The following is a 25,434-nucleotide window of genomic DNA, read 5'->3' as shown; positions in this document are numbered from 1 at the left end:
TGCGGCTGAGGCACGGCGAGGGGCACCCCGACATTGGGGTGCCCCTCGCCGTGCGTGTGGCGGAGCGAGCCCGAGATCACTCGTGCGGCACGAGGACGACAGGCGCGCGGCTGTGGTGGAGAACGGCATGGGCCACGCTGCCGATGTGGGCGCCCAGGGTGGAACGCCGGGTGCGCCGGCCCACGACGACGAGGGCGGAGTCCGCGGCGGCCCGCACCAGTTCGGCGCCGGCCGATCCGAGCACCACCCGGGGGACGGCCGTCACCTCGGGGTACTTGGCGCGCCAGGGCTCCAGGAGATCATCGAGGGACCGCTCGACCTCGGGGGCCACGGCCGCCCGGACGTCCGGCACCATGGCGGGCCCGAGGCCGGCGTAGAGCGGAAGCTCTTGGGCGTAGACGACGTTCACCTCGGCGCGTCGGCGGGCCGCTTCCTCGAACGCGAAATCCATGACCGCGTCAGCAGGGTGCCGGTGCCGTGCGTCGATCCCCACCGTCACGGCGCCCTGCGCGCCAGTCCCGTCAGAGGCCCGAACGAGGACGACGGGCCGCTCGACGGCACCCGCGACGGTCAGACCGACCGAGCCGACCAGGTAACCGGCCACACCGCCCAGGGCCCGCGAGCCGAGAACCAGAAGGTCGCCCTTCTCGCCGGCGGCAACCAGCGCCGGGACCGGCCCTGAATCCAGAAGCCTGGTGGTCACCGGCACGTCGGGCTGTCGTTCGCGCAGTCGCTCGGCGGTCCGGGCGAGCAGTTCCTCGGCCCACGACTCCGCCGACTCCCGCGCCGCCGCGAAGGGGGTGACGGAATCCGGCCACGGTTCCCTCACGTGAACCAGGTGGACGCCGGCGCCGCGCAGTACGGCCTCGTCCGCCGCCCACTCGGCGGCGGCCTGCGCCTGGTCCGTGCCGTCGACGCCGACCACAATGCCCTGCGTCATGATCGTCCACCTCCTGGTGCGATGTCCTTGCTTTCGTACCTGAGCCGGGTACACGAGACCGGGACGATCCCGTCGACCTGGCGCAGATGCACTCGATCGCCGGAATCAGTGCCCGTTCGGCCCGCTGCCGGTGGTCGCGGAACCCAGCGTGTCCTCACGGACCTCCCGCCAGGAGTGCCGAACGGTCCCCTTCGGGGACCGTTGGCCCCTGTGAGCCCGGCCCGCTCGGCCGCAGTGTGGAGGGAAGGAGCCGGCGAGCACGCAGGCATCGCGGCGGTTCGGACCGTCGCAGCTCCTCGCTCGCGCTCCGGGAGGTGAGGGCCATGACCAGGACCGAAGCACGACCTGTGCGGGACAAGGACCGCGCCGGTCTGTGGGCCCATGTCGGTGACCGGCTGATCGTCGGCGGCGCGACCATCGGCGACGAGGGCCGCGACGGTGAGATCGTCGGTCTACACCACGCGGACGGCACGCCGCCCTTTGACGTCCGCTGGTCGGACACCGGCCGGGTCACGCTGGTGTTTCCCGGTCCTGATGCGCGTGTCCAGCACTTCTCGCACCCGGAACGGGAACCGGAACCGGAAGCGGCAACGCCGCGGCCCTGAACTCCATCGAGCTCTGCCGTGCAAGGGCCGAACGGGGTCCGACGGGGCCCGGCCGGCTCTGGTGCGCGCAGACTCGGCGGCGTTCACTCAAGGTGAGGAAGGACCCGTGAGGACGCGGAGCAGCGGCTTCGTACCGCGCACCGCGCAATCAGGATCCGCGAGAAGCGGATGGGTCCTTCCTTCCGTCGTGCCCTGCACGCGGCGGGTTCCTCGTGCTTCCTCCGCACCGGCGCCGTGCAGGCGGGGACCGGGCGGCCCGATGCTGGGACCGACCGGCCCTACCGGGCCCGGAGTGCCCGGTGCGAGCGTGGCAGTGATCCACCTGGCACTCGAAAGGCGGTGGGCACGATGGAATCGACCGTGGCGGTAGGCCCCGTGGTGGTGGGCGTCGACGGTTCCGGCGCCAGCCTCACGGCCCTGGACTGGGCAGTCGACGAAGCCATACGGCACGGGCGCCCCCTGCGTATCGTGCACGCCTCTCTGTGGGAGCGGTACGAAGGCGCCGTGCCGGCCTGGACGACGGACCGGCCCTCGGGCCAGGTCCTCGCGGAGAACATCGTCGGCACGGCCACGGACCGGGCTCGGCGCCGTGCTCCGGATCTCGCCGTCACCGCGGACGTCCTCGCCGAGGACGCCTCCAGCGCACTGCTCAGTGAGGGACAGGAGGCCGCGGTCCTCGTCGTCGGGTCGCGTGGGCGGGGAGAGCTGGCCGGCCTGCTGCTCGGATCGGTGAGCCTCGTCGTGGCCGCGCGGGCCCACGGCCCGGTCGTCGTCGTCCGCGGCGACCGGCACGCCCTGGAAGCGCGCCATCAGCGGATCCTGCTGGGCATCGGCGATCATGACGTGGACGCGCCTGCCGTCAGGTTCGCCTTCCACGAGGCGGCGGTCCGGGACGCGGAACTCGACGTCGTCCGCACATGGCGACGACCCGTCCACGAACAGGTCGACCACCCGCTGCTGACCGGTGAGCCCCGCACGTATCTCGAACACCGGGCTTCTGAAATCCTCGACAAGACCCTCGACCCGCTGGTGCGCGAGTTCCCACAGGTCCGGCTGCGCAGAAGCACCGTCGAGGGCACCGCGCACCGGGTGCTGGCCGACCGCTCCGCCGCCGCCGACCTGCTTGTCGTGGGAGCGCGACGTCCAGGCCGCCTCGTCGGCCTGGAGCTCGGCAGGGTCGCCCACCGGGCTCTGCACCACGCCCTGTGCCCCGTCGCCGTTATTCCGCAGCACCACCCCGCCCCCTCGGAGGGAGAGCAGTGATGAACTCCGCCGCCCACATGAGCGACCTCGGCCGCCGCGTCGAGGCCAGGCGCACCCACCTCGGCCTCTCCCGCGAGGAGGTGGCCGCACGGGCCGGATCCGCACCGGGCTACATCGACCTCGTCGAACAACAACTTCCGTCACCTGGGATCGAGTTCCTGGTCCGGCTGGCGAACGCGCTGGAGACGACCGTGCAGGACCTGACCGGGTACACGTCGGATTTCTCGCCCGGACGAGGCCAGGCCGCGTATCACGCCCGCATGGACGAGATCGACGAGGAGGAATGCTGGCAGCTCCTCGACGACCACGGTGTCGGCCGTGTCGCCGTCATCGGGAGCGACGGGCCGGAGATCTATCCGGTGAACTACCAGGTCGTGGGCAGAGAACTGCTGTTCATGACTGCGGAGGACACACCGCTCGGGCGGGCGGCCGCTGCCGGCGCGGTGATCGCCTTCGAGGAGGACCACGCGGACGAAGCCTTCAGTCAGGGGTGGAGCGTGCTCATCGTCGGCCCCGCCCGCGAGGTGGCGGACCCGGCGACGGCCCAGGCGCTCCGAGAAACCGCGTACTCGACACCGTGGGCCGGCGAGGAGCGGGCCACGGTCGTCGTGCTCGCCCCGCGCCGTGTGACGGGACGCCGCATCCATGCGCCGGGCGCACCCGGGACGTCCTCCGCACCGGAGCTCTGACGAGCCCCGCGTACGCGAGGGTCGGCGCGGGTGCCCCGGTGCACCGGGCGTGCGCGGTTTCCGGGCCGGAATCCCTTCGGGCCGGTTCCGTGATTCGCGATCAGGTCCGTGGCGCATGAGACTGGCGACGTGAGCAATGTTCCGCAGCCCCTCCGACGACGCGCTGGTGTTCGCGTACTCGTCGCTCATGCGGGTGTCCACGGTTCGACCAGGAGCATTGCCGAGCGCATCGCCGCCTGTCTCGAGGAGCAGGGGGCCCAAGTCGATGTGCTTCCCGTCGAGGCAGTGAGCGACCCGAGTGAATACGACGCCTACGTGGTGGGCAGCGCCATCCACGACATGGCGTGGCTTCCGGAGGCGCTGAGTTTCGTCCGAGCGAGCGCGGACCTGCTGGCCCGGCGAGACGTGTGGCTCTTCAGCGTGGAAATGCCCGCTGCCATGCGAGGCCCGTGGAGGGCGCTGGTCGCCAAAGAGGAAGGCCACGTGGTCGGCGGCCTGATCGACGAGCTGCGTCCCCGCGGTCACGGTCTCTTCTCGGGCGTCATCGACCCCGAGCACTTGACGCGGCGAGGCCGCGTGAAGTTCCAGGCGATGGGGCTGCGTTACGGCGATTACCGGGACTGGCCCGCAGTCGACACCTGGGCCCGGCGCATCGGTCGTGAGGTGCTCGGCCATGGCGGGGAAGCCTACGACGTTCCGGATTGAGACCAGCGGCCCTGGGAGGACGAGGGATCTCGGCCCGGACTCGACGGCCTCGACCGAGACTCGACGCTGTCCTTCCGGTCGGATCACAGCAACGGAACGACGGCGATCGGCGCGGGACTGTGGTGGATGACCGCGTGAGCCACATGGCCGAGGTGCGTGCCGACGGGAACCCTCCGAGTCCGGCGTCCCACGATGACGAGATCCGCGCCCTGTGACGCCTCGACGAGGTGGTACGCGGGAGGTCCCATGGCAGCCCTGGCCGTGACGTCCACCCCCGGGTACCGTCTCCGCCACGGCTCCAGGAGATCGTCAAGGCTTCCCACAAGACGGTCGCCCAGCTCCTCGCCGACCCTCGCGTCCGCCAAGGTCGCGTAGCCGTACGAGGCGGGCAGCGTCCAACTGTGCAGGAACCGGAGGGGCAGACCCGTGCGAGCTGCCTCCGCGAACGCGAACCCGAGCAGGGTCTCGCACGGGTGGTAGATGTCGACCCCCACGACGATGCCGGCGTGGCGCGGCGCCGGTCGCTCACCTTTCGCCCGCACCAGGGCGACCGGCCGGCGGGTGGCTCCGACGACAGCGAGGGACACCGAGCCGACGACGAAGCCGAGGATGCCGCCCAGCCCGCGCGAGCCGAGCACCGCCAGATTGGCCTCGTTCGCGGCGCTGGTCAGTATCTCGGCCGCCCGGCCGTGCGCTCGCTCGGCGGACACCTCAAGGCCGGGATGCTCCTTGCGCGCCTCCTCCGCGGCGTCCCGCAGCAGCGCGTCGGCGTGTTCGGTCTGGATGCGGGCGTACGGCTCGGGGATTTCCGGTGCGCTCGGCCACTCGTCCACGTGCATCAGCCGGAGCGGTACTTCTCGGAGTACCGCTTCCGTCGCCGCCCAGCGTGCGGCGGCGGCGCTCTCTTCCGAGCCGTCGAGACCGACGGTGACCTGGGGTGTCATGACTGCCTCCTCAGCCGGGTCCGTGCCGTGGCGTCCGAGCCCGGCCGCGCGCGGGCCTCCGGCTTCAGGCTGCTGCCCGAGCCGATCCCCGCAGCAGGGCCAGGCAGGTCCCGAAGGGGGCCGAACGGCCCATCCCCTTGGACGCATCACGGTGCCAGCGTGTGAGGTGCCGTTCCAGGGCATGCTGCCCGGCCCCGTGGCGTACTCCGGAGGAGGAACCATGAACAGCGAGGTCCCCGCCCCACCGAGGCTCGGCGACGTCGTCGTGGGAGTCGACGGGTCCCCTTCCGCCCGTACCGCCGCCCTCTGGGCCGCCGCCGAAGCGGACCGCCGCGGGCGAACCCTGCACCTCGTGCACGCCGCGGACACCGACCGGCGTGCCTACTGGACCGACGCCGAGACGATCCAGGCGGTACGGGAAGCGGGTCGCGACCTGCTAATTGAGACCGCGGCCGCCATCCGGGAACGTTTCCCCGAGCTTGACGTCACGAGGGTGCTCAGCCGCCGGGATTCCGTCTCCGGGGTCCTTGAGGCCGCAGGCGACCGGGGGACGGTCGTGGTGGGCAGCCGGGGGCTGGGCGGCTTCTCCGCCCTCATGCTGGGCTCGGTCGGCCTCGGCGTCGCGGCCCGCGCGGACGTGCCCGTGATCGTCGTACGTGGGGAGAACGAGTGGCCGCAGACGGGAACCGTGACCGCGGCCGTACGCGGGGCCGCGGACCTGGACTGGCTCTTGCTCGCCGCCGCCGAGGCCCACGCGCACAAGGCGGCCCTGCGCATCGTGAGCGTCTGGAACGTGCTCACGCACGTCGGCAGTCTCACGACCATGCTCGACGATCTCGACGAGATCGCACGGCGGCGCGTGCACGAGGTGAAGGCGCTCGCCGACAGCGTCCGCGAGGTCCACCCCGACCTGATCGTCAGCCATCACGTGGAGACCGGCACCAGCACACCGGGCATCCTCATCGAGGCGAGTACCCGCACCGACCTGCTCGTCATGGGACGAGGCCGTCGCCCCTTGGGCGTGGGTCCGACCCTGGGGCGTGTGGCGCATGCCCTGATTCACCACGCTCACTGCCCGGTCGAGATCGTCCCCGCCGCCTACGCCCCGCGTGCGGAGGCGCCATGAGCGACATCCTGGTCGGCATCGACCCTGGCGACCTGTCCGTCCCGGCCCTCGTCTGGGCCGCCGACGAAGCCGTACGCAGAGGTGCCCGGCTGCGTCTGGTCGTCGCCGTACCCCCGGTCCACGACCGACTCCCGTACGCCGCGGACGCCCACCAGAGCGCCTTGCGGATGAGAGCCGAGTCCACGCTGGCCAACGTGGAGGACCTGGTACGGGACCTGCACGACGGACTGTGGACCGCGACGGAACTCGTCCACGGGGTGCCCGCGACCGTGCTGGGCGACAGGACACCGGGGGCGGCCCTCGCCGTGGTCGGTTCCCGTCGCCTCGGCAGAGCCGCCGAGGTCTTCAGCGAGGGCTCCGTGGCGGCCCCGCTGGTGGCACGCGCCGACTGCCCCGTCGTCGTGATCCGCGAACCCGAGCACACGTCCGTGCACCCGCCGCTGATCGTCGTGGGCGTGGACGGCAGCAAGGACTGCCGGGCCGCCGTGGCCTTCGCGGCGGCGGAAGCGAGCCTGCGCGAGGCACGTCTCGTGGCGGTCTGGGCGTGGCCCCGGCCGCTGCTGTCACGCGGCGACGAGAACGAGGGCCTGGCCGAGCGCCGCAGACTGCTCGCCGAGGCGGTCGCCGGCTGCGCGGAACGCCACCCGGACGTCGAGGTGGAAAAAGTGATCGTGCGCGGCCACCCGGTCGAGGAACTCACCCGCGCCTCCCGGGAGGCACTCGCGGTGGTCGTCGGACGCAGGGGCCGCGGGGGCTACACCGGCATGCGCCTCGGCTCCACGGTCCACGGCCTCTTGCACCACGCCGAATGCCCCGTGATCACCGTTCCCGTCGCTGCGGGCGGGGGGACGGACGGTACCTCCGCCAGGGCCGACCGGTCCCGGTCCCGCACGGACCGACCGGCCCCGGCAGGATGACCCGCCCGGCACTGGGGCGCCACAGGCCCCGGGCGGCACGGTGGGAGTGCGAGACCGAACCGGACCCGTGGTCCGGATCCCCGGAGGAGTGAGCGCGATGCAGCAGACCCGGATCAGCCGCCGTCCCCAGCAGCCGCGCCGGCCCCGCCCGCTGGACCTCCGGACACCCTCCGGCCGCCCGCTCCCGTACTGAGAGCGCTACTCGCCACCCGATCCATCCGCAGGACCCGCCCCGGGCCCGCACATGAGGAGCAACGATGACCGGACACAAGGTGGAACGCAGGCACAGCCTCTTCCCCGACTTCGACGACTGGTTCAACCGGGAGTTCCCGGGGCTGCCCGGATGGCGTCCGGGCGACGCCGCGCACTCCATCCCGGTGGAGGTGTCCCGTGGTGATGGTGAGTACGTGCTGCGGGCCGAACTGCCGGGCGTGAACCCCGATGACGTCACCATCACCGTCGACGACAACCTCATCACGGTGACCGCGGAGCACAGCGAAAGTTCGGAGGACAAGGAGCACTCGGAGTTCCGCTACGGCACTTTCCGCCGGACCGTACGCCTCCCGGCGCCGATCCCCGCAGACGACGTCGACGCCGCGTACCAGGACGGCATCCTCACCATCCGTGTCCCGATGCCCGAGGAGAAGGCCGCCACCTCCCGCACCATCCCGGTGAAGCGCGTGGAGAGGGGAGAGACGTCATGAATCCCAAGCGCGTGCTGGTCGCCTACGGCAGCAAACACGGCGCGACCGCGGGCATCGCCGACGAGATCGGCAGGACGCTCCGGGCCGATGGCCTCGACGCGGTCGTCCTGCCGGCCGACACGGTCACCGACGTCAGTGGCTACGACGGCGTCGTGCTCGGCGGGGCCCTGTACGCCGGACGCTGGAACGGCAAGGCGCGCCGCTGTGCCCGCCGCAACGCCGACCAGCTCCGCGACCGCCCCCTGTGGCTGTTCAGCAGCGGCCCCGTCGACAGCTCCGCCGAACAGGACGACATCCCTCCGGCACCCGGCGTGGCCCGCCGCATGAAGAAGCTCGGCGCGCGGGAGCACGTCACCTTCGGCGGTGCCGTGACCGCCGAGACACCCGGACGCATCGCCCGCTCTCTGGTCCGCCACGGCAAGGGCGGGGACTTCCGCAACCCGGCACGGATCCAGGAATGGGCCCATCACATCGGCAGCGAGCTCGGCGCCACGCGCTGAGCGGCGCCGCCGGGACATCCGACGGGCTTTCCCATCCGGAGGTGCGACATGAGCCGCCAGGAGGCCACGGGTCACCGGCCCGCCGTGTCCGGGACGGGAACCGCCGTGCGTACGGGGCTGATCCTCGTCTGCGTGATCGCGCTGGTCTGCGGAGCCGTGGCCGCGGCGATGCTGTGGAACGCCGGTGCCGGCACCGCACGCGAAGTCGCCGCCCACCGTCACCAGGTTCAGGCCACCACGACGGGGCGGGCCGAGGATCCGCCCCTCGCATCACGGCAGGGGGGCGGACCGCCGTCCGTGGCACCGGCGGTCTGGCAGTACCCCGATGACGTCGGCAGGTCCGGAGAGGTCGAGGTCCCGCGCGGGACACCTCAGGGCCGTTCCGTGACCGTCTGGGTGGACGATCGCGGCAGGCCTGCCCGCCCTCCCGACAGCACCGCCGACCTCGCGCTGACCGCGCTCGCCGGCGGCACGGCCGCTGCCGGAGCCGTGGCGGCCTCGGGCGCGGGCGTCCTGGCCCTGGTCCGACGGCGCTCCGAAGGACATCGGCTCGCCGCCTGGGAGCGGGAGTGGGAGCAGGTCGAGCCTCTCTGGTCCGGCCGTCTCCGGCGGGGCACCAATCCGGGGAGCGGCGATGCATGACCACGTGGGCCGAGACGCTGGGGCCGAGGCGCGGGTTCGGGCGGCGGACGAGGCGCTTCCCTTCGACCCCAGCGAGCCCCTGGCCCGGCTGCGCCGTGAACTGGCGACCGGAGCGGACGGCCTCTCCTCCCGCGAGGCCGCCCGTCGCCTCGCCGTCCACGGGCCGAACGAGGTACGACGCACATCGCGCTCCTCCTTCGCACGGGAGCTGACCGGTCAGCTGATCCACCCCCTCGCCCTGCTGCTCTGGGCCGCCGCCACGCTCGCCTTCGTCGCCGACCTCGCGGTCCTCGGGTGGGCGATCCTGGCGGTCATCGCCGTCAACGCGGCCTTCGCGCTCCTCCAGGAACGCCAGGCCGAGCGCGCGGTGGAGACTCTCGCGAGCTATCTGCCCGAGCACGCCCTTGCCGTACGAGACGGGAATCCGACCACGGTGGAGGCCCGCGACCTGGTGCCGGGGGACGTGATCGTCCTGGAAGAGGGGGACAAGGTTCCCGCCGATGCGCGCGTGGCCGAGGGCGGGGTCGAAGTCGACCTGTCGATGCTCACCGGGGAGTCCGTCCCGGCCGAGCGGGTGGCGACGGCCGGGCTTCTCGGAGCGCCGCTCCTTGACGAGCCGAATCTCGTCTTCAGCGGGACGACGTGCGTCGAGGGGCAGGCCCGGGCCGTGGTCTTCGCCACGGGGCACCACACGGAGCTCGGCCGGATCGCCGCCCTCAGCCAGCGCACCCGGCGTGAGGCGAGCCCCCTGGAGAGGCAGGTCAAGAAGGTCGCCTGGCTCATCGCCGGAGTGGCCACCGCAATGGGGGCCCTGTTCTTGGTCGTCGGGCTGGCTGTCGGCCTTCCGTTGACCGACTCGCTGATGTTCGCCATCGGACTGCTCGTCGCCAACGTCCCCGAGGGACTGCTGCCGACCATCACGCTGGCCCTCGCCGTGGGCGTCCGCGCCCTTGCCCGGCGCGGTGCCCTGGTCAAGCGGCTGAGTGCGGTGGAGACCCTCGGCTCCACGAGCGTCATCTGCACCGACAAGACCGGCACGCTCACCCGTAACAGAATGCGGCTGCACGCCCTGTGGACACCCCGGCCACGGTTCCGTAGCCGGCCCTTGGGCCGAGGAATTGGTGCGGTCGGCCGCGTTGTGCACGACCGTCACCCGGGACGTTGACGGCGAACCGCATGGCGACCCGACCGAGGCGGCCCTCGTCGCCGGGGCCGCCGAGCGGGGTGTCCCCATGGACCCCGCAAGTCGGGACACGCAGCGGCTGGCGCTGTTCCGCTTCGATCCCCGGCTGCGGCTGATGTCGGTGGTACAGGACCGTCCGGGAACGGGTCACGTATGGATCGTGGTGAAAGGAGCCCCCGAAGCGGTGCTGCCGCGGCTGCTGCCAGGGGCCGACGTGGACAGCGCCCGTGCGGCGGCGGAGGCGTTGGCCCGGGGCGGCATGCGGGTGCTCGCCGTGGCCGTACGCGAACTGCCCCCGGGCGCTCGGCCGCCGGCACGGCGCCAGGACGCCGAGTCCGCCCTCACCCTGCTGGGTCTCGTCGGTCTGTACGACCCGCCGCGCTCCGAAGTGGCGGCCGCCGTCCGCCGCTGCCACGAGGCAGGTGTGAGGGTCCACATCGTGACGGGCGACAACGGCGCCACAGCCGCGGCCGTGGCCCGCGAGGTCGGCATCGGGGTACCCCGTCTCCAGATCGTCGCGGCGTCCGAAAGGCTGGACGACACCGAGCTGGACCGGCTGCTGGTGGAGGGCGACGCCGAGATCGTCTTCGCCCGCTCCTCGCCCGAGACGAAACTCAAGGTGGCCGACACCCTCCGGGCCCACGGCCGGATCGTCGCCATGACCGGAGACGGCGTGAACGACGCCCCCGCACTGCACCGTGCCCATATCGGCGTGGCGATGGGACGCTCCGGCACCGACGTCGCCCGCGAAGCGGCCGCCATGGTGCTCACCGACGACGACTTCACCACCATCGTGACGGCGATCGAGTCCGGGCGCCGGGTCTACGACAACGTACGCAAGTTCATCGTCTACATCTTCGCCCACGCCACCCCGGAGATCGTCCCCTTCCTCGTCTTCGCCCTCTCCGCAGGGACGATCCCGCTGCCGCTCACCGTTCTCCAGATCCTCGCCATCGACCTGGGAACCGAGACTCTGCCCGCCCTCGCCCTCGGCCGGGAACGCTCCGAACCCGGCGTCATGGAACGGCCACCGCGGCCGCCGCACCAGGGCGTGATCTCCCGAGACATGCTCGTCCGCAGCTGGGGGTACCTGGGGCTCACATCGGCCGTCCTCGTCATGGCCGGCTACTTCTACGTACTGTGGCGCGCGGGCTGGCAACCCGGCGAACCGACCGGCGTCGGCAGCCCGTTCCACCACGCGTACGTGACGGCCACCACCGCCACGTTCGCCGGCATCGTGACCTGCCAGGTCGGCACAGCCTTCGCCGCCCGCACCGACCACGCGGCGCTCCGCGACATCGGCGTCTTCTCGAACCCGCTGCTTCTCGCCGGCATCGCCTTCGAGCTCGCCTTCACCGGCGCCCTCGTCTACGCGCCCCCGCTCCAGCATCTCTTCGGCACCGCCGGCCTCCCGCTGGACGTCGTCCTGCTCGTCCTGACCTTCCCCGTGCTGGTGTGGGGCACGGACGAGCTGCGGCGCGCCCGCCGCCGCCGTCAGAGGCGCTTGCCGTCAGCCTCGGCCCCGCGCTCCGTGCCGCCTTGGTCGAGCCGGAACGGCGGATAGACGTCCGTCATCAGGCTCGCGTACGCGACGACGCGCAGGACCCAGCGGTTCAGCCCGACGATCAGGGCGAACAGGTCGCGCGGATAACGCTCGGTGAAGGCGAGGGCGAAGGCCGCGATCAGCGCGAGCAGGCTGATCAGTCCGCCGGTCCACCAGCCGGCTCGCAGCCCGCCGGTGAAGAAGGCGATCATGAGGTAGTGGGGGATCGCCAGCAGCCACCACTCCGCGCCACTGTCCCGGCGGACAGGGGTCTGCGCGCGATGCGCGATCCGGACGCCGCCGGGCTCGATGACGAGGACGGTGCGCAGGACTGACCGTGTACGCCAAGACGGCCGTCCGCCCGCCTCCGCGAAAGGCGCATCGTGCCGCTGCGGGCGGTTCCCTTTCGGTCCTGGTGGGGTCAGTCGGTCAGGGCGGCGAGGGTGGCGTCCAGGTCCGCGGCTGTGGGCTGGTTGTGGGGGAGCTTGGCGAGGATCTTGGCCATGCCGCAGGTGTTGGTGAGGGCGGAGAAGACCAGGCCGCCGGCGACGCCCGCGGACAGCCAGCGGGCCGCGCTCCAGCGCTGTCCGGCAAGGAGGCCGGTCAGGACGAGGGATCCGGCGGCAAGGCGGACCTGGCGGTCCATGGCCCAGGGTGCGCGGGTGCCCGAGGGGCGGTGGGTGTCGTGGCCGAGCTGCGTCCAGGCGGTGGTTCCGCCGGTGAGGGTGGCGGCGGTGATGCCGTGGTCGGCCAGGCGCTGGCTGGCGGTGGCGGAGCGGGCGCCGGAGGCGCACACGACGAGGAGGTCGCCGCGGTCGGCGGCGGTCTTCAGGGCGGGCAGGGCGGTATCGAGGTGGTCCAGGGGGATGTTGTGGGCGCCGGGCAGGTGGCCGGAGGCGTATTCGCCGGGGGTGCGGACGTCGATGACGGTCAGCTCGTGGAGGCGGGCGTTGGCCTGGTCGGCGGTGAGGGCGGTGGTGAGTGCCACGGGGATTTTCCTTTGCTCGGTTGGGGTTACCCCTTCGGTAGGATACCCAAGGGGGTATCTCGAAGGAGTGTGGGTTGTGGAACTGGCGATGGCGGCTGAGGAACTGAAGACGGTGGTCAACCGGCTGCGCCGGGCGCAGGGCCAGATCGCCGGTGTGATCAAGATGATCGAGGAGGGGCGGGACTGCGAGGACGTGGTCATGCAGCTGGCTGCGGCGTCCCGGGCTCTGGACAAGGCGGGTTTCGCGATCATCGCCACGGGGTTGCAGCACTGCCTGACGGATGCGGACATGGCCGCTTCCGGTGACCGGGAGCAGATGCGTGCCCGCCTGGAGAAGCTGTTCCTTTCTCTGGCCTGAAGCTCTGGCGCCGTCGGCATCTGATCGGCCCGCCTGGTGCGTCAGGTAACGGCGTCGATGAGCATGAAGGCGACCACGGCCAGCAGCACGATGGCGAAGGTGCGCTGCAGCAGGGTGCCGGTGATCTTGGCGGCCAGGCGTTTGCCGTCCCATGCGCCGAGGATCGCCGCTCCGGTGAAGGGGCCGATGACTGCCCAGTCGATGCCGGCGGTGGTGGCGCCTCGGGTGGCCAGGGAGGCCATGGAGTTCGCCGAGATGACCAGCAGGCTGGTGCCGACGGCGGCCTGCATCTCGAAAGCCAGCACGGTGACCAGGGCGGGGACGGCGAGGAAGCCTCCTCCGACCCCGAGCAGCCCGGTCAGCGCACCCAGTCCCGCGCCGGTCCCGGCGGCTTTCGCCGGCCGTACCGCAGGCGTCTGACCGGTGCTCGCCTGGCTGGGGCGCAGCATCTTCACGGCGGCGAGGGCGGCGATGGCGGCGAACGCGGCGGTCAGTACCGGCTGGGGCAGGCGGGAGGCGGCGGCTCCGGCTGCGGCGGCGGGCAGGATTCCTGCCGCGGCGAACAGGGCGCCTGCCTTCCAGCGGACGTTACCGGTGCGGGCGTGGGTGTACAGGGCGGTGAGCGAGGTGGCGGTGACGATGATCAGGCTGGCGGTGGTGGCGGCGGCCGGGGTGAAGCCGAGCAGGTAGATCAGCGCGGGCACCGCCAGGACACTGCCGCCTCCGCCGAGCGCGCCGAGCGCGAGTCCGACAACGGCCCCGGCGATCAGGGCCAGGATCAGCGCGCTCACGCTATGACACCGCTGCCGCCGCCCCGACCGGTTACCGGCAGGCCCTCCCTGGCCCAGGCGGTCATGCCGCCGGTGACGTCGGCGGCCTCGATGCCGCGTCCGGCCAGGAGCTTGGCGGCCTGCCGGGAGCGGTGACCGGAGCGGCAGATCGCCACCACCGGCCTGCCCTGTGCGGAGGCCGGGAGCGATGCCCCGGCCGTCAGGCGGGAAAGCGGCAGGTGCAGGGCGCCGGGCGCGTGCCCGGCCTGCCACTCCGGTGTTTCGCGGACATCCAGCAGCACGGCCTTGCCGTCGCTGGTGCGCTGGTGGGCCTGCTGGGGGGTGAGGCGGCCGGGGCCGCGGCGAAGAAGCGAGAACATCTTGATCACCTTCGTGCGGATGGTGCGGAGGATGCGTGTCAGCCGGTGCGGTCGGGGCGTGTGAGGGTCAGTCCCGCCTCGCCGGCGGCATCGAAGCCGTCGTCGACGGCGACCACGTCGCGGCCGGCGGCATCCAGCAGGGAGGCGGCGATCGCCGCGCGCATCCCGCCGGCGCAGTGCACCCACACCACCCCGTCCGGAACCTCACCGATGCGGCCGTGCAGCTCGTGGATCGGGATGTGGACCGAGCCGTCGATGAAGCCGCCCGCGCGCTCGGAATCCCGGCGCACGTCCAAAACGACCACGTCCTCGCCGCCCTCACGCACCTGGGCGAGGTCGGCGAAGCGGGCGCGGGGGAAGGAGGCGAGCTGCTCGCCTTCACGGACCCAGCCGGCCGGGTCGCCGGTGGCGGCGGCGGCCGGGCGGTCGATGCCCACCCGGGCCAGCTCCCGCTGGGCGTCGGTGATCTGCTCGGGGGTGTCGGCCAGCAGCGTGACGGGCTTGCCCCACGGGATCAGCCAGGCCAGGTAAGTGGCGAGTTTGCCCTCGCCCTCGAAGTTGAACGACCCGGCCACGTGCCCCTCAGCAAAGGCCATACGGCTGCGCAGGTCCACCACCCACTCACCCGCGGCCAGCCGGGAGGCGATCTCCCCGGCGTCCGCACGCCCCGGCGGGGTGAGATCGACCGGCGCGGGGCCTGCGGCGTTGGCCGGTCCCATGTGCGCGTAGTAGGCGGGCACGTCGTCCAGGCCCGTGAGCATCTGCGCGACGAAGGTGTCCACGTCCAGGGTCAGCGCGTCGTTGGTCTTGCGCTCCTTACCGATCGTGCTCGCATCCCCCTCGGCCTGAGAGGAGGAGCAGAAGCTGCCGAACCCGTGGGTGGGCAGCACCGGCACCTCGTCGTCGAGCTCGTCGGCCAGACGGTGGGCGGAGGCGTGCTGCGCGCGGGCCAGCTGCTCGGTCAGCCGCGGTTCGACCAGGTCCGGACGGCCCACGGTCCCGATCAGCAGCGACCCGCCGGTGAAGGCCGCAACCCCGCGCCCGTCCTCGACAAGGGCGTATGAGGTGTGGTGCGGGGTGTGCCCGGGGGTGGCGATCGCCCGCAGCACCAGGCCCTCGTCCACCGTCACCGTGTCGCCGTCGGCGACCGGGGTGCGGGCGAAGGACACATGCGCCCCGACCGGCACCAGGTAGGCGGCGCCGGTCACCCGGGCCAGCTCCAGGCCGCCGGTGACGTAGTCGTTGTGCAAGTGGGTCTCGGCCACGAAAGCGATCCGCACCCCGCGCCGGGCCGCCGCGGCGATGACCTGGTCGATGTCGCGCGGCGGGTCGATGACTACCGCGGCGCTCGGTCCGCCGGCCAGGTAGCTGCGGTTGCCCAGGCCCTCGAATTCCAGGGTGTCGACGAAGAACACGACTCAACTCCTCACGAACGGTGTACCCCGGGGGGTATCGGATACTCACCCTAACAGGGGTACCCCCGGGGGTATTCCGGAGGCAGAGGGTGCCACCGTCGGACATCGCCTCACCATGTGCGGGTACCCGGTGGGGTATAGAGGAATCAGTCGTTCCACACCAATGGGGAGTATCCGTGTCCTATGACCGCACCGTCCGCCTCGACGCCGACTTCGACACCACCGTCACCGCCGTACGCAAGGCCCTGGCCGACCAGGGCTTCGGCATCCTCACCGAGATCGACGTCAAGGCCACACTCAAAGCCAAGCTCGGCCACGACATGGAGGACTACCTGATCCTCGGCGCCTGCAACCCGCCGCTCGCCCACCAGGCTCTGGAAGCCGACCGCAGCATCGGCCTGCTCCTACCCTGCAACGTCGTCGTCCGCCGCGACGGCGACCGGACAGCCGTCCAGGCCCTCGACCCGAGCACCATGGTCACCCTCACCGGCCTGCCCGCACTGGAGCCCGTCGCCACCGATGCCGCAGCCCGGCTGGATGCCGCCCTGGTCTCCCTCACCTGACCCGCCCGCGCCGGGCGGGAGTGCGCCTCTCACACATACACATCTGTGAGAGGTCGCTTCGCTCTACCGGGCCCTCGCAGAAGCCGAGGCCGCCGCGGTGGACGACGGGGTGCCTCTGCGGCCCAAGCCCGTACGCATCCGTCGGCCCGAGGACCCGCTCACCGCTGAGGAGATCGACCTCCGCGAACGGCTCAAATCCCAGCCCACCCGAACACCGAGCCCCGCAGATGACAGCCGCGATCAAGTGCTTAGCGCCAACGGCTGTACCGCTGGTCCCCATGGGCGGGTGAGTAGCGGTCGGTTCCGAGGGCGCCGTACGAGTAGTACGACACGCGCCGGGACCAGTGCAGATCACTTCCTCACAGCTCGTCATCTGAGCCGGCCCACCATCCCGAGTGGGACCCGCGCGCCCCTCTGAGGATCACCCTCCGTCGGCATTGGTGGGCGGCCGGGAGCTGGTTCGCAGCTGCGATGGGGACCGGTCGGCCCCTGTTCCGGTCCGTCCGGCTCATGTCGCCCGGCCGGAAGCGGTGCCAGTGTCGAGTGTGGGCCTGGAGCACACGGGCCCGTGTGGGAAGGAGCCCGAGATGAAGAGCCTGGACGGACAGGTCGCCCTGGTCACGGGAGGGGCTCGCGGTATCGGCGAGGCAGTGGTGCACGCCTTCGTGGACGAGGGGGCGTCGGTCGTCCTCACCGACGTGCTGGAAGAGGAGGGCCGTGCCCTTGAGGAGAAGGTGGGCGCGGCGGCGGCTCGGTTCTGCGTGGCCGACGTGACGAGCGAGGCAGACTGGGCCGCCGTGCTGGCCGAGGCCGAGCAGCGGTTCGGCCCCGTCTCGCTTCTCGTCAACAACGCGGGAATCGTCGAGTTCGGGTCGATCGAGAAAACGGACCCACGGACCTTCCGGCATGTTCTCGACGTCAATCTCATCGGGCCCTGGCTGGGGATGCGGGCCGTGGCACCGTCGATGCGCCGGGCGGGGGGCGGAGTGATCCTGAACGTGTCGTCGACGGCGGGCCTGATGGGCTACGCCGGTCTCGGAGCGTACGTCGCGAGCAAGTGGGGTCTGCGAGGGCTGACGAAGGCCGCCGCGCTGGACCTGGCCGCCGACGGCATCCGGGTCTGCTCCATCCACCCCGGTCCGATCAGCACGCCCATGACCGCTGGTATGGACGACACGATCACCGCGGATCAGCCGATCCCGCGTTTCGGCACGCCCGAGGAGGTGGCCCGGATGGCGGTGTTCCTGGCGGCCGAGGCGACCTACTCCACGGGTTCGGAGTTCGTGGTCGATGGCGGAGCCACGACCGGCAGCATGATGCTCGCGGCACCGGAGGAATGAGCGCAGGCGGCGAGCGGCACGGGGCCGGGCCTTCTCGGAAGCGCGGCCCTTCCGGTCGGCGTCAGGGCCCGGGAACCGGACGGCGCTGTCAGGCCGTGGGTTCCTGATCCTTGGCCCACGCAGCTCGGCGTGGCGCACGGCTTCCGTGTCCGCCTGACGTGGGTCGGCTGATAGTGCCGACCGGCCCGTGCAAGGGGTCCGGTCGGCCCATGTGCCTCGGAGCTCCGCAGGTGACCCTGGAAGCGAGGAAGAAGGAGGCGTTGGAGATGACCGGCACGACTGAGCGGCTTCTCGGTCGGCCCACACCGCCCGACCAGTCGGCCTGGGCGGAGGCGGGATATCCCGTACTGGACGAAATTTCGGCAAGGCACGGGGTCCACGTCGAAGAACGCCTGGCGGACGGGCGGTACGTGCTGCAGGCCGAGCTTCCGGGGGTCGACGCCGAGGACATCGAGGTCACGGTCACGGAAGGGCGCGTGACCCTCCGTGCCGGGCGCAGCGAGGAGATCACCAGGCGGGGGCGCGCGGAATTCCGGTACGGCTACTTCACCCCGTTGCCGGCGGGGGCCATGAGCGACGAGGCGACGGCCGAGTACGAGCAAGGTGTCCTGACCATCACCATGCCGGTGCTGGAGGTGAAGACCGGTGTGAGGGCCAGGTCGATGCGAGAACCTCTGAGCGTGGGCGCGACGTGAACCGCGGCGGTGCGCGGCCGATCCGTCTTTCGGCTGTGCACCTTTGCGTCCATCGGGTGGGAGACGGGGGTCGCCCTGGCCGGGCTGGCCCGACTCAGCCCTCCGCCGCACTGTTCCGCCACACCGTCACCCCGGCCGGCACCAGGCGGCCGTCATGGCCGGCGGACGCCTCTGCGGCGTGGCGCCCGCCGACACGGGCTGTCCAGCGCATACAGGTATGTCCTGATCCCCTTCGATCCGAGGAGCCACCGCATGAAGGCCACCCGCTCCCTGCACCGCCGTACCGCCGTGGCCGCCGCCCTCGCCGCCTCTGCGCTCTTCCTGGCCGGCTGTGGTGACGACGGCAACGGCTCGGCCACCACCTCTCCCAGCCCCACCACGTCCGTCTCCGTCCCGGCAGGCGAGCACAACCAGGCGGACGTCGACTTCGCACAGGGCATGATCCCGCACCACCGCCAGGCCGTCATGATGGCCGACATGGCCGAGACCCGAGCCTCCTCCAGCGACGTCAAGGCCCTCGCCGAGAAGATCAAGAAGGCCCAGGAACCCGAGATCGCGACCATGTCCGCCTGGCTGAGGGCCTGGGGCGAAGAGGTCCCTCAGGGCACGGACGGCATGGACGGGATGGACCACAGCGACGCCTCGTCCATGCCCGGCATGATGAGCGACCAGCAGATGGACGACATGCGAGGTGCCTCCGGCACAGCCTTCGACACCATGTTCCTCACTCAGATGATCAAGCATCATGAAGGCGCCGTCGACATGGCCGAGACCGAGAAGAAGGAAGGCGCCTACGGTCCGGCCAAGGACCTGGCCGACGACATCATCACCGTCCAGAAGGCGGAGATCACGCACATGCGGGAGATGCTCGGCGCGAACTGACGCCGAGGCAGGCGACAGTGTTTACGCCGTCAGCGGGCGTGCTCCGTGACCGCCATCTCAGGCAGTCGCAGCAGCGCACCCCGGCGGGTCCCGACGGCCCCGGTCAGCGGAGGGGAGTGGCCTCACTGGACCGGGGCACGACGGCCTGTTCCCCCCAACCCCGAGGCGTACACGGTGACGGGCCTGACGTGCCGCCAGGGAGGGCGCATGGGCATACTGGATATCTCGGGGCGAGCGGAGTCCCCGCGATCAGACCCTCGTCGCGAGTCCCGAGCCCCCGGCCGGCGAGCCGGAGCCGCACCCCCTGACCGAAGGGAGGCGCCGCGTGATCCGTCCGGTGACCGTCGGTGTGGACGGGGCGCCCGAGTGTGTTGCGGCGGCCGAATGGGCCGCGCGGGAATCGGTGCTTCGTGGTGTGCCACTGCGTGTCGTCTACGTGGACCCGGCGCCGAATGGGGCGGACGTACCGCACAGCGCTTCCGAAGCGCCGCGCCTCTGGGCCGAGAACCTGTTGGCCGTGACCGTCGAGACAGTACGGCGAGAGCACCCCTCTCTGGAGATCGAGGCCCGGCATCTGTCCGGACAGCCTGCCGAGGTCCTCGCCGAGGAGGGGGCTGATGCGGGTCTCCTTGTCCTCGGCTCGCGGGGGCTGAGCGGGGTCAAAGGGTTCCTGCTCGGGTCGGTCGGCATGGTGACGCTCCATGCCACGGAGCGACCGGTCGTGTTCGTACGGGCACCCGGCCCAGACGCCCCGGAGCAGGCTGCGCACTCCTCTGCGTCGCGCACCGTCGTCGTCGGTGTGGACCTCGACCAGTTCTTCGCCCCGCTTGTCGACTTCGCCTTCCAGGAGGCCGCAGTGCGTGGCGGTCGAGTGCTCGCGCTGTACGGATGGAGGATTCCGCCCGTGGTCCGCGACGCCTCGGCACTTGTGGCAGCCGAGCGAGAGATGGGCCCGGACATGAGGCGGCGTCTCACGGAGGGCCTGAAGCCGTGGCGGCAGAGGTTCCCTTCGGTGGAACTAGGGGAGCGATCCCGCGTCGGTGGCCCCGCCCAACTGCTGTTGGACTGCGCCCAGGAGGCGGGATTGGTGGTGGTCGGCCGACGGGTGCGAAGGGCGTCTCTCGGCACGCACATAGGGCCCGTCACCCACGCGGTCATTCACCACTGCGCCGTGCCCGTGGCTGTCATCAGTCATGACTGACGTGGGCGCCCGCGTGCCGCTCCGGCGCCACCTCGCGTGTCGGAGCCGAACCGCAGCGGAATGGTGGGGATCCTGAGTCCATGAACACAGCGGTGGCGGTGCTGGGCGCTCTGCTGTCCGCTCTGTGCTTCGGTGTCGGGTCGGTACTTCAACACCAGGCGGCGCGACGGGCCTCCACACGGAAGGCGCTACGTCTTCGGCTTCTCGTCGACCTGGCCCGTCGACCGATGTGGGTGGCGGGGACCGCGCTGTCCATCGTCTCGTTCGCGTTCCTGGCCCTCGCGCTGGCCTTCGGGCCGTTGGTCCTGGTGCTGCCGCTGGCGGCGATGGATCTCCTCTTCGCCTTGCCGCTGCTGGCCTGGCGGCGCAGGGAGCCGCTGACCCGTGTCGAGGCGGCTGGGATGGTCTGCACGGCAGGAGGAGTGGCTGTGTTCCTGACGGCCCTCCCTTCGTCTTCCTCCGACTCCGTCGCGACGGTGCGTGACTGGGTGCCGTCGTTGGCGGTCTTCACCGGCGTGGTGCTCCTGCTGGCTCCCCTGGGAGCTCGAGTGCCGGGGCGGGTGCGCACGGCCTCGTACGCCGTTTGCGCGGCACTGATGCTGGCTCTTCTCGACGGCCTGACCAAGAGCACAGCCGGTCGGATCAGAGCAGACGGCCTCGGCATACTTTTCCACTGGGAGCCGTACGCTCTGATGACCGTCGGGGTGACGAGTCTCGTCCTGTCGCAGAGTGCCTTCCAGGCGGGTTCCCTGGCCATCGCTCTGCCCATCATCGACACGCTCGAACCGATCGGTGCCGTGGCCATCGGCGTAGCCGTCTTCGGCGAACAGCTCGCCCTCACCACCTGGGCGCTGACGGTGCAGATGGTGGGGGCAGGGGCGGCCGTGACCGGCATCGTGCTCCTGGGCCGGTCGCCGTTGGCGGAGGAATGATGTCACGGCCCGTCGCACACAGTCCGACCTGCCGGACGGTTGGCTGTCCGGCCTTGTCGGCAGACGCTTGCCTGGGGCTTCCAGTGGCCGGTTCACGCGCCGATGGAGCCGCTGCGGCTCTGTCGGCGACGTCAACTGCAGTGTGCGACGAGCGTGACCTGGCGCCGTCGGGGTCGGGCACGACCGGCGCCACCGGCCGGGCGTTCATCGCGGTGGCTCCACGTCGAGCGCGAGGTTGTCATAGGCGTACTCGATCGACTCGTGCAGGGCGACCACTCCGTCGACCGAGCGGCAGAGCCGTGCGATGACGGGGATGTCCGCGCGCTCGTCGACCCGGCCGGCGAGGCTGACGACTCCGTCGTCGACAGTCACATGGAGGGTGTCCGGAGCAAGGCGCAGAGTGTCGGTCAGGACATCGTGCTCGATCTCGTCACGGATCGCGGTGTCGCTGCGCAGGAAGGGACGCAGCAGGTCGCTGCGGCTGATGATCCCGACCAGCCGACCGGTCTCATCGGTGACGGGAAGCCGTTTCACCCCCTTGCGGTGCATCGTCCGGGCCGTCTCGGCGATGTCCCAATCGGGTTGCGCCGTGACAGCCGGTGAGGTCATCAGCTGAGCGGCTGTCTCCGCGTCGGGCAGCCCCCGCTCCTGGGACAGCAGCCGGACACCCGCCCAACGGCCCTCCAGCTCAGGAAGCTCGGCGGTCGCCCGCAGGAGGTCGGCCTCCGAGACCATGCCGATCAGGTGCCGGTCGGGGTCGACGACCGGGACCGCGGAGATGTCGTGTTCGGCGAGGAGCCGGGCGACCTGCTTGAACGGGGTCTGTGGGTCGGCGGTGACCACGTTTCGGGTCATCACCTCGAAAACCGTACGGTGCTGCATGACGGTTCTCCTTTACGGGATGCGGGGCCCGGTAGATCTCACCCTGCTGCGCGCAGCCGCCCCTCGGGCAGTGCCGAACGGTCCCCTTCTGGGACGATCGGCCCCGTGACGGGCGGTCGACCGGCACGCATGGCCGAAGGCATGAGCACCGGACCCACGGTGACCTGGGCGGTCGTCGCGTGTCGCACGTGTCGTGTCCTCTCTGTCCCCATGCGGTCCGGGTCGTAGAAGCCATCGCGCACGTGAGGTCGGGGACCGGTCCCCCCCCCCCCGGTAGAGGGCCGGCAGGATCTCGATGGGGGCCGAACAGCCCATCCCGAGGAGGCTCACCGCGGTGCCAGGGTGGGAGGTGTCCCCCTCGGGACGCGCTCCCGAGCGCCGGGCGAACACCGGAGGAGGAGCCATGACCAGTGAGATACCCACTCGACCGGAGCTCGGCGACATCGTCGTAGGAGTCGACGGCTCCCTCTCAGCACGCACGGCCGTGCTCTGGGCCGCCGCTGAGGCGGACCGACGGGGGCGGACCCTGCACATCGTCCACGCCGCCGACAGCGACCGCCGGGCCCTCTTCGCCGATGCCGAGACGCTCCAGGCGGTACGTGCAGCGGGTCGTGACCTGTTGAACGAAACCGCGAGTGCGGTCCATTACCTCTTCCCGGACCTCGCCGTCACAAAGGAACTCAGCCGACAGGAGCCGGTCGCAGGCCTCCGGGCGGCCGCGGGCCGCCGCGGCACGATCGTGGTGGGCAACCGGGGCCTCGGTGGCTTCTCCACCCTCATGCTCGGTTCCGTCGGTCTGGGGGTGGCAGCCCGCGCCGAGGTGCCCGTCATCGTCGTCCGCGGTGACACCGACCGCTCAGATACGGGCTCGGTGACGGCGGCCGTACGTGGCGCCTCGGATACCGGCTGGCTGCTTGTCGCGGCGGCCGAGGCGGACGCTCGAACGTCGGTGCTGAGACTGGTGAGCGTCTGGAACGTGCTCACCCATCTCGGCCGCGTCGCGACCACGCTGGACGATCCTGAAGGGATCGCGCGGCAGCGCGTGAACGAGATCAGGGCGCTCGCCGACCGCGTGCTGGACTTCTATCCTCGGCTCATCGTCAAACATCATGTCGAGACGGGCACGAGCACACCCGGGCTCCTGGTGGAGGCGAGTGCCCACACCGATCTGCTCGTGATGGGCAGGGAACACCGTGTTCTGGGTGCAGGTCCCTCCCTGGGGCGCGTCGCCCACGTCCTGCTCCACCATGCTCACTGTCCGGTGGAGATAGTCCCGCCCGCCTACGCCACCCGGCTCGAGGAGAACTGAACGACGCGCGGGATCGTCAGTTCCTCGGCGGCTCCTCCTCGTACGAGAGTCGGTCGACGACTCCCACGACACCGTCGACGCTGTTGCAGAGTCTGAGCAGTACCGGCACGAGGCCGCGGCGCGGCAGCGTGCCACTGAGCGTGACCCGGCCGTCCTCCACCTGGACCGACAGGGCGGACGGGCTCAGCCTGAGCGTGTGAGTGATCACGTCTTCGACGATCTCCTCCTGGATCGCCCGGTCCCTGCGCAGAAACAGTTGAATGAGGTCGCTGCGGCTGAGGACGCCCACGAGCCGCCCCTCCGCATCGACGACGGGCAGGCGCTTGACCCCGGCCCGGTCCATCACGCGCGCGGCTCGGACCACGCTCCACTCAGGACGGGCGACGACGGCCGGACTCGACATGAGCGCACCGGCTGTGTCCAGCCGACTGCCGGCGGCATGGCGGCGCACCAGGTCTGCCTCGGAGACGACTCCCACAGGCCGGTTCGAGTCGTCCACCACGCACACCGCGGTGATGTCGAACTCGTCCAGGAGCTGTGCGATCTCCTTGAACGTCGTGCCCGGGACGACGCTGATCGCCGTCGGCGTCATCAGATCCGCGACGCTGCGGTGCCTCATGGCTCCTCACCTTCCCGTATGCGGTCCTCGATCCGATGGCGTACGGAGGCGGTCAAGGCCGCCAGCCGCGCTGACACCGCGGGCCGGTGCGGCACCGGGTGCTCGATGCTTCTGGCCTCGTCCGGCAGGTTCGCGATGTCGGCCTCGAAGCGGGCCCGGGCGGCAGTCAGGCTGTCGTGCGGCCCCGTACGCCGCCCGTCGCGCATCACGGTGCGCAGCAGGGGTTCCGAACCCACCGGCAGTTCCTCGTCCGCGAGGCCGATGACGTCATGGAGACCGGCGAATCGGAAGACCTGCTTCCGGCCGGGGGCCGATACCTTCGCGGAGGAGAGCTTCATGACGGGGCGGTCGTCGTACTGGACCAGCTTGTACGCGGTGTCAAGGTAAGGGGCGTCGGCGGCCGTGCCGACCTTCGTCCCGACGGCGAACACGTCGATCGGTGCCCCCATGCGTACGAGCCGGTCGACGCCGTATTCGTCCAGACCACCGCTCGCGATGATGCGTACGGCTCCCAGCCCCGCCTCGTCAAGGGCGGTACGGGCCCGGCGAGCCAGCGCGTCCAGATCCCCGCTGTCCAGACGGATCCCGCACCCTGGCCCGAGCCCCAGGTCTTCGAACACGCGGGCCGCGGTGGCGACACCATGGCCGGTGTCGTAGGTGTCGACCAAGAAGGTCACCGGGCCGGGATGGCTACGGGCGAAAGCCCGGAACGCCTGTTCCTCGGAAAAGAAGGTCTCGACGTACGAATGGGCCATGGTTCCGGCGGCGGGGATGCCGTACCGGTGGGCGGCGGCGACGTTGCTGGTGCCGGTGAAGCCGACGAGCGCGCAGAGTCGTGCCGCCTGCATGCCTGCCTCGGGCCCGTGCGTGCGGCGCAGGGAGAAGTCCACGAGGGGCCGCCCGCCGGCGGCAAGGACGCACCGGGCCGCTTTGGAGGCGACAGCCGTCTGATGGCACAGGAGGGACAGCAGGTACGTCTCCACGAGCTGTGCCTGCGGCAGTGATGCGGTGACCTCCATGAGCGGCTCGCCGGCGAAGACGAGGCGCCCTTCGGGCACGGCGCGGACCAGCCCGTCGAACGACAGCCCGCGCAGCGGTTCGAGATCCTCGACCGGCCGCCGCAGCACCTCGGCGAACTCCTCGACATCCGTGTGGCTCACGCGGAAGCGTGAGAGGTAGTCCAGGGCCGGTTCGAGCCCCGCGGCGACGAGGAATCCACGGCCCGGCGGAAGGGCCCTGGCGAAGAGGCCGAAGGTGGCCGGTGCCCGCATGTCCTCACGCAGGTACGAGAGCGCCATCGTGACCTCGTAGAGGTCGGTCGCAGTCACCTCGGACATGG

Annotated in this window: 27 protein-coding genes and 2 pseudogenes; 19 read left to right on the top strand and 10 right to left on the bottom strand. The window is 71.2% G+C overall.

Features of this window, described 5'->3' with window-relative positions:
• Positions 1–76 precede the first annotated feature (76 nt).
• Positions 77–940, bottom strand: coding sequence for a universal stress protein (locus ACFVYX_RS28100; protein ID WP_389684284.1), 864 nt, complete (start codon positions 938–940; stop codon positions 77–79).
• A gap of 371 nt (positions 941–1,311) precedes the next feature.
• Here ACFVYX_RS28100 and ACFVYX_RS28095 point away from each other — a divergent pair.
• From ACFVYX_RS28095 to ACFVYX_RS28080, 4 genes and pseudogenes are all read left to right on the top strand, one after another.
• Positions 1,312–1,539 (top strand): annotated as a pseudogene (locus ACFVYX_RS28095) (DUF1918 domain-containing protein); the annotation flags it as partial.
• A gap of 354 nt (positions 1,540–1,893) precedes the next feature.
• The gene (locus ACFVYX_RS28090) at positions 1,894–2,808 is read left to right on the top strand and encodes a universal stress protein (RefSeq protein WP_389684283.1); all 915 of its coding nucleotides are present in this window, start codon (positions 1,894–1,896) and stop codon (positions 2,806–2,808) included.
• A complete protein-coding gene (locus ACFVYX_RS28085) occupies positions 2,808–3,497 on the top strand; it encodes a helix-turn-helix domain-containing protein (protein ID WP_389684282.1) in 690 nt (229 codons plus the stop codon). The genes ACFVYX_RS28090 and ACFVYX_RS28085 overlap by 1 nt, the downstream gene beginning before the upstream one ends.
• 129 nt (positions 3,498–3,626) lie before the next feature.
• A complete protein-coding gene (locus ACFVYX_RS28080; RefSeq protein ID WP_389684281.1) occupies positions 3,627–4,202 on the top strand; it encodes a flavodoxin domain-containing protein in 576 nt (191 codons plus the stop codon).
• A gap of 83 nt (positions 4,203–4,285) precedes the next feature.
• Here ACFVYX_RS28080 and ACFVYX_RS28075 read toward each other — a convergent pair whose 3' ends face one another.
• A complete protein-coding gene (locus tag ACFVYX_RS28075) occupies positions 4,286–5,146 on the bottom strand; it encodes a universal stress protein (RefSeq protein ID WP_389684280.1) in 861 nt (286 codons plus the stop codon).
• A gap of 220 nt (positions 5,147–5,366) precedes the next feature.
• Here ACFVYX_RS28075 and ACFVYX_RS28070 point away from each other — a divergent pair, with 220 nt between their 5' ends.
• The 7 genes from ACFVYX_RS28070 to ACFVYX_RS28040 all read left to right on the top strand — a co-directional run bounded on the left by ACFVYX_RS28070 (position 5,367) and on the right by ACFVYX_RS28040 (position 11,782).
• On the top strand, positions 5,367–6,272 hold the full coding sequence (locus tag ACFVYX_RS28070) for a universal stress protein (protein WP_389684279.1): 906 nt from the start codon (positions 5,367–5,369) through the stop codon (positions 6,270–6,272).
• On the top strand, positions 6,269–7,189 hold the full coding sequence (locus ACFVYX_RS28065) for a universal stress protein (RefSeq protein WP_389684278.1): 921 nt from the start codon (positions 6,269–6,271) through the stop codon (positions 7,187–7,189). The genes ACFVYX_RS28070 and ACFVYX_RS28065 overlap by 4 nt, the downstream gene beginning before the upstream one ends.
• A 257-nt stretch (positions 7,190–7,446) precedes the next feature.
• Complete coding sequence (locus ACFVYX_RS28060; protein WP_389684277.1) at positions 7,447–7,893, top strand: Hsp20/alpha crystallin family protein; 447 nt, start codon at positions 7,447–7,449, stop codon at positions 7,891–7,893.
• Positions 7,890–8,393, top strand: coding sequence for a flavodoxin domain-containing protein (locus tag ACFVYX_RS28055; protein WP_389684276.1), 504 nt, complete (start codon positions 7,890–7,892; stop codon positions 8,391–8,393). The genes ACFVYX_RS28060 and ACFVYX_RS28055 overlap by 4 nt, the downstream gene beginning before the upstream one ends.
• Positions 8,394–8,441: 48 nt before the next feature.
• Positions 8,442–9,035 carry a hypothetical protein gene (locus ACFVYX_RS28050; RefSeq protein ID WP_389684275.1) on the top strand — a complete coding sequence of 198 codons (594 nt, stop codon included), beginning with the start codon at positions 8,442–8,444 and terminating at the stop codon, positions 9,033–9,035.
• Positions 9,028–10,200 carry an HAD-IC family P-type ATPase gene (locus ACFVYX_RS28045; RefSeq protein WP_389684274.1) on the top strand — a complete coding sequence of 391 codons (1,173 nt, stop codon included), beginning with the start codon at positions 9,028–9,030 and terminating at the stop codon, positions 10,198–10,200. Before ACFVYX_RS28050 ends, ACFVYX_RS28045 begins: the two co-directional genes overlap by 8 nt.
• Positions 10,157–11,782, top strand: coding sequence for a cation-translocating P-type ATPase (locus ACFVYX_RS28040; protein WP_389684273.1), 1,626 nt, complete (start codon positions 10,157–10,159; stop codon positions 11,780–11,782). The genes ACFVYX_RS28045 and ACFVYX_RS28040 overlap by 44 nt, the downstream gene beginning before the upstream one ends.
• On the opposite strand, the pseudogene ACFVYX_RS28035 reads toward ACFVYX_RS28040, so the two are convergent.
• Positions 11,713–12,006: pseudogene (locus ACFVYX_RS28035) on the bottom strand (DUF4389 domain-containing protein); the annotation flags it as partial. The gene ACFVYX_RS28040 and the pseudogene ACFVYX_RS28035 overlap by 70 nt on opposite strands.
• Before the next feature lie 176 nt (positions 12,007–12,182).
• On the bottom strand, positions 12,183–12,749 hold the full coding sequence (locus ACFVYX_RS28030) for a rhodanese-like domain-containing protein (RefSeq protein ID WP_389684272.1): 567 nt from the start codon (positions 12,747–12,749) through the stop codon (positions 12,183–12,185).
• A 76-nt stretch (positions 12,750–12,825) separates the two neighbouring features.
• Here ACFVYX_RS28030 and ACFVYX_RS28025 point away from each other — a divergent pair, with 76 nt between their 5' ends.
• Complete coding sequence (locus tag ACFVYX_RS28025) at positions 12,826–13,107, top strand: metal-sensitive transcriptional regulator (RefSeq protein ID WP_389684271.1); 282 nt, start codon at positions 12,826–12,828, stop codon at positions 13,105–13,107.
• Positions 13,108–13,148: 41 nt separating this feature from the next.
• Here the strand turns inward: ACFVYX_RS28025 and ACFVYX_RS28020 are convergent, their stop codons facing one another.
• From ACFVYX_RS28020 to ACFVYX_RS28010, 3 genes are read right to left on the bottom strand one after another with little or no spacing between them, the layout of a single operon-like run.
• A complete protein-coding gene (locus ACFVYX_RS28020; protein ID WP_389684270.1) occupies positions 13,149–13,898 on the bottom strand; it encodes a sulfite exporter TauE/SafE family protein in 750 nt (249 codons plus the stop codon).
• Positions 13,895–14,257: a rhodanese-like domain-containing protein gene (locus tag ACFVYX_RS28015; protein ID WP_389684269.1), complete on the bottom strand. Its 363-nt coding sequence runs from the start codon at positions 14,255–14,257 to the stop codon at positions 13,895–13,897. The genes ACFVYX_RS28020 and ACFVYX_RS28015 overlap by 4 nt, the downstream gene beginning before the upstream one ends.
• 38 nt (positions 14,258–14,295) lie before the next feature.
• Positions 14,296–15,672, bottom strand: coding sequence for a rhodanese-like domain-containing protein (locus tag ACFVYX_RS28010; protein WP_389684268.1), 1,377 nt, complete (start codon positions 15,670–15,672; stop codon positions 14,296–14,298).
• 176 nt (positions 15,673–15,848) lie between these two features.
• Between ACFVYX_RS28010 and ACFVYX_RS28005 the strand changes: the two genes are divergently transcribed.
• The 6 genes from ACFVYX_RS28005 (at position 15,849) to ACFVYX_RS27980 (ending at position 21,285) form a co-directional block, all read left to right on the top strand.
• Positions 15,849–16,235, top strand: a complete 387-nt coding sequence (locus ACFVYX_RS28005) for a DUF302 domain-containing protein (protein WP_389684267.1) — start codon at positions 15,849–15,851, stop codon at positions 16,233–16,235.
• A 587-nt stretch (positions 16,236–16,822) separates the two neighbouring features.
• Positions 16,823–17,575: an SDR family NAD(P)-dependent oxidoreductase gene (locus ACFVYX_RS28000; protein ID WP_389684266.1), complete on the top strand. Its 753-nt coding sequence runs from the start codon at positions 16,823–16,825 to the stop codon at positions 17,573–17,575.
• Positions 17,576–17,841: 266 nt separating this feature from the next.
• Positions 17,842–18,270, top strand: a complete 429-nt coding sequence (locus tag ACFVYX_RS27995; protein ID WP_389684265.1) for an Hsp20/alpha crystallin family protein — start codon at positions 17,842–17,844, stop codon at positions 18,268–18,270.
• Positions 18,271–18,522: 252 nt separating this feature from the next.
• A complete protein-coding gene (locus tag ACFVYX_RS27990; RefSeq protein ID WP_389684264.1) occupies positions 18,523–19,152 on the top strand; it encodes a DUF305 domain-containing protein in 630 nt (209 codons plus the stop codon).
• Between the two features lie 325 nt (positions 19,153–19,477).
• Entirely contained in the window at positions 19,478–20,353 is an 876-nt protein-coding gene (locus ACFVYX_RS27985; RefSeq protein ID WP_389684263.1) for a universal stress protein, read from the top strand.
• 80 nt (positions 20,354–20,433) lie between these two features.
• The gene (locus ACFVYX_RS27980; protein WP_389684262.1) at positions 20,434–21,285 is read left to right on the top strand and encodes a DMT family transporter; all 852 of its coding nucleotides are present in this window, start codon (positions 20,434–20,436) and stop codon (positions 21,283–21,285) included.
• Positions 21,286–21,489: 204 nt separating this feature from the next.
• On the opposite strand, the gene ACFVYX_RS27975 is transcribed toward ACFVYX_RS27980, so the two are convergent.
• Positions 21,490–22,167, bottom strand: coding sequence for a CBS domain-containing protein (locus tag ACFVYX_RS27975; RefSeq protein WP_389684261.1), 678 nt, complete (start codon positions 22,165–22,167; stop codon positions 21,490–21,492).
• A 295-nt stretch (positions 22,168–22,462) separates the two neighbouring features.
• Here ACFVYX_RS27975 and ACFVYX_RS27970 point away from each other — a divergent pair, with 295 nt between their 5' ends.
• Positions 22,463–23,476, top strand: coding sequence for a universal stress protein (locus tag ACFVYX_RS27970; RefSeq protein WP_389684260.1), 1,014 nt, complete (start codon positions 22,463–22,465; stop codon positions 23,474–23,476).
• 16 nt (positions 23,477–23,492) lie between these two features.
• On the opposite strand, the gene ACFVYX_RS27965 is transcribed toward ACFVYX_RS27970, so the two are convergent.
• Together ACFVYX_RS27965 and ACFVYX_RS27960 are read right to left on the bottom strand one after the other, a co-directional pair.
• Positions 23,493–24,095, bottom strand: a complete 603-nt coding sequence (locus ACFVYX_RS27965; RefSeq protein ID WP_389684259.1) for a CBS domain-containing protein — start codon at positions 24,093–24,095, stop codon at positions 23,493–23,495.
• Positions 24,092–25,432, bottom strand: coding sequence for a nicotinate phosphoribosyltransferase (locus ACFVYX_RS27960; protein ID WP_389684258.1), 1,341 nt, complete (start codon positions 25,430–25,432; stop codon positions 24,092–24,094). The genes ACFVYX_RS27965 and ACFVYX_RS27960 overlap by 4 nt, the downstream gene beginning before the upstream one ends.
• Positions 25,433–25,434: the final 2 nt, after the last annotated feature.

Origin of the sequence: Streptomyces sp. NPDC058326, assembly GCF_042879855.1 — a bacterium.
Classification (GTDB): domain Bacteria; phylum Actinomycetota; class Actinomycetes; order Streptomycetales; family Streptomycetaceae; genus Streptomyces.
The sequence above is the reverse complement of the archived record's forward strand: the minus strand, read 5'-3'. Positions and strand labels throughout refer to the sequence as shown.